General features: G+C 66.7%; 3 protein-coding genes and 1 pseudogene. 1 reads left to right on the plus strand and 3 read right to left on the minus strand.

Annotated features, from left to right (window positions below; translation table 11 throughout):
• Positions 1–208, minus strand: a pseudogene (locus tag ACFYRU_RS39365) (hypothetical protein); the annotation flags it as partial.
• Between the two features lie 18 nt (positions 209–226).
• On the opposite strand from ACFYRU_RS39365, the gene ACFYRU_RS39370 reads away from it, so the two are divergent.
• The gene (locus ACFYRU_RS39370; protein ID WP_387669030.1) at positions 227–1,132 is read left to right on the plus strand and encodes a phosphotransferase family protein; all 906 of its coding nucleotides are present in this window, start codon (positions 227–229) and stop codon (positions 1,130–1,132) included.
• On the opposite strand, the gene ACFYRU_RS39375 is transcribed toward ACFYRU_RS39370, so the two are convergent.
• Positions 1,129–1,515, minus strand: coding sequence for a hypothetical protein (locus ACFYRU_RS39375; RefSeq protein WP_387669032.1), 387 nt, complete (start codon positions 1,513–1,515; stop codon positions 1,129–1,131). The two genes, ACFYRU_RS39370 and ACFYRU_RS39375, sit on opposite strands and share 4 nt — an antisense overlap.
• A gap of 40 nt (positions 1,516–1,555) precedes the next feature.
• On the minus strand, positions 1,556–2,428 hold the full coding sequence (locus tag ACFYRU_RS39380; protein ID WP_387669035.1) for an SEC-C metal-binding domain-containing protein: 873 nt from the start codon (positions 2,426–2,428) through the stop codon (positions 1,556–1,558).
• Positions 2,429–2,697 lie beyond the last annotated feature (269 nt).

Raw genomic sequence — 2,697 nt, forward strand, 5'->3', positions numbered from 1 at the left:
CGACCCCAGGCTCAGAGGACTCGGCTCTGGTCCGGACCATCAGGCGGCCGTCGTCCTTGCCGAGGAAGCCGTCCTCGGCGTACCGCCGCACCGGCGCCTGCGGGTCCCGGTACCCGTTCCAGTCGAGCCCGATCAGCCACGGCTCGACCGCGAACCGCTGGAGCAACGGCAGGTCCTCCGCCACCACAGGCCGCAACGTGACATCCATGCCTGCCAGACTAGGCACATGAGGTGGCTCGACGAGTACTCAACCTCAGCGATCGCGGAAGCAGTACGCGAGGTTGCCCCTCGGCTGAGCGACCTTCCGATCGTCGCCCGCGAGCTGGTGAACAAGGACGAGCCAATGTGGTGGTCCTCCAGCGCCGTGCTCGGCAACCGGTACTTCGTCAAGTTCGCCTGGTCCCGCCCGGCAGCGCAGCGCCTCGCCCACGAGATCGCCGTACTCGACGCACTGACCCGCGCCCCAGCAGTCCCGTACCTCCCGAAAGTGGTTGCGAGCAGCACCGATCCACTGCTGCTCGTGACAGAGCTCGCCCCGGGAAGGTCGCTGTTCGAGGTAGTCGACGCGATCGACCGCGATGAAGCCGGCCGTCAACTCGCGCACTTCCTCAGCTCCCTGCACGGGTCACTCGACCGCCTGCCCGACCTACCGCCCGCGCCGCTTCAGCCCGCGACAACCGACACCTTGCGCGACCAGTTCGGCAAATGGGTACGCCCCGATCAACGCGCGACGGTCCTCCGCTGGTGCGACTGGACAGACGAGATCCTGTCCGCCCCGCGCCCACCGGTACTCGTACACGCTGACCTTCACGGCGGCAACCAGGTCTGGTACGGCGACCAGCTCCGCGCCGTCGTCGACTTCGAAACAGCAGGCCTCGCCGACCGCGAGTACGACCTCCGTGCGTTCCCCGGAACAGGCCCTGGCGTCGAGCTCGTCACGGCGACCATGCATCACTACCGCGAGTACACCGGCCACGCGCTGGATCCCGAACGCGTGATGGCCTGGCACCTCCGCACCGCCCTTGGCGACGCGCTCTGGCGTAGCGAGGCTGGCGTCCCACTACCCGACCACCGAACCCCACCCGAGTGGATCGAAGACCTCTCCGCCCGATTTACCTCCCTGAAGCTCTAGAGACCGAGGTCGCGAAGGAACTCGGGCTTGTACGCCTGCAGTACGACATAGCGCGGATCCGGAACCTCCATGTCCGCGTTCTTGGCCGCGTCCCCGGCCGCGTCATGCGGTCCGACCGGCACACTCGGGTCGGTCCAGTCCTGTTCGGCAGCGTTCCACCGCGTGATCGTCGAAGTCGCCTCGAGCCGCTCCGCAGCCACCAGCTCCTTGGCGGTCCGCTCCGCCTCCTGAGCGTCTTCGAGGGTGTGGGTGTACATCAGCATCCGATCCCCGTCGCGGGTGACCGTCACCTGACTCCCGAGCCGCTTCTGAGCGTCGTCATCCAGGTCCAACGCCCGCAACCGGTCCCAGAACGTGAGCCGATGACCCTCGTCCCTCAACACAACCTCAACCCGAAACTCCTCATCCGCCATGCGCGACACCCTACCCAGTCGAATCGCCGGGAGCCGATACCGGCTCGACGGCAGGCAATGGCCCGCCGCAGCACCTCTTGTACTTCACACCGGAACCGCACCAACACGCCTCGTTGCGCGCCGGCGGCCAGACGATCCGTCGGCCGTCGGGGACGTCCTGCTGCTGGAGTCTTGCGTCTTCCAAGCAGTCCAGGAAACCGCCGTACGTCCACGTAGCGATCGTCACCCGGCGGTCCTCGAGACGCAGCGTCCGCTCGACCTTGCGGCAGTACGCATCGGGATCGTCGCCGACGAACTGGTTGCGCCACGGCACGCCGGCGTCGAACTCACCGCGGTCCCATACCTGGATCTGTCCTCCGACGACCATCGGCTCTCGCAGCAGCTCGCGCAGGTCGGCCTCCCTCTCCCGCGCCTCCTTGTCTCCCTGCACTCCCAGTAGATCGATACCGTCCAGCGGCACCTGCAGCGCCCACTTCACCCGGCGACGGCCAGTCACCATCCGCTGGAGCATCCGGGAGCGGGAGACCTCTTCGGCCGTTGCGCGGTCGGTTGCCACCTCGTACCAGTCCAGCGCTTCCTCCTCCTCGCCTATCGCTTCGAGTAGCTCCGCGGCACGCGCCCATGCCGGGCTGTAGAAGTATTTGTTCGCCATGACTGCGGCCAGTTCGGCTCTCGCCTCGTCGTCCCGGCCTTCCGCGAACAAGCACCCGGCGACTCCGACCCGTGCCAAGTCCTCATCACTTCCGGTTTCGTTGAAGCTCCGCTCCCACGGCGCGACAGCCCGCGGGCGAGAGCGCGGCTCGGCGCGTTCGTCGGCGAGGCGCAACATCGTGTTGGTCTTTGTCCGGGGATCGCGGACCTCGTCCGCCAAGGGATCGTTCATGCCAGGGAAAGTATTCGGATCGGCACCGCCGCGAACACACAACTTCGAACCTGTGGATATCAGGTCAGGCAGGCCCGGACGTCCGACACTCACCAACCCCAAGCACCATCTGCTGGCTGAGCGCGACAACTGGGCGCAACACGAGGCCCCGGCCCAATTGGATGCTCCTATGGGTGTCAAGCGGCGGTTGGCTGCTGGTTCGGGGTGGGTTTGGGGTGTTGGAGGGTGTAGTAGATCTGGCGGGCGATGAGTCGTTTGAGGCAGCGGAT

The sequence above is a fragment of the Kribbella sp. NPDC004536 genome, from assembly GCF_042873835.1.
In the GTDB taxonomy this organism is placed as follows: domain Bacteria; phylum Actinomycetota; class Actinomycetes; order Propionibacteriales; family Kribbellaceae; genus Kribbella.

Excerpts from the sequence above, each read along its gene's own strand:
- ACFYRU_RS39380 (WP_387669035.1), bottom strand. The coding sequence starts at position 2,428 with ATGAACGATCCCTTGGCGGACGAGGTCCGCGATCCCCGGACAAAGACC.
- ACFYRU_RS39370 (WP_387669030.1), top strand. The coding sequence starts at position 227 with ATGAGGTGGCTCGACGAGTACTCAACCTCAGCGATCGCGGAAGCAGTA.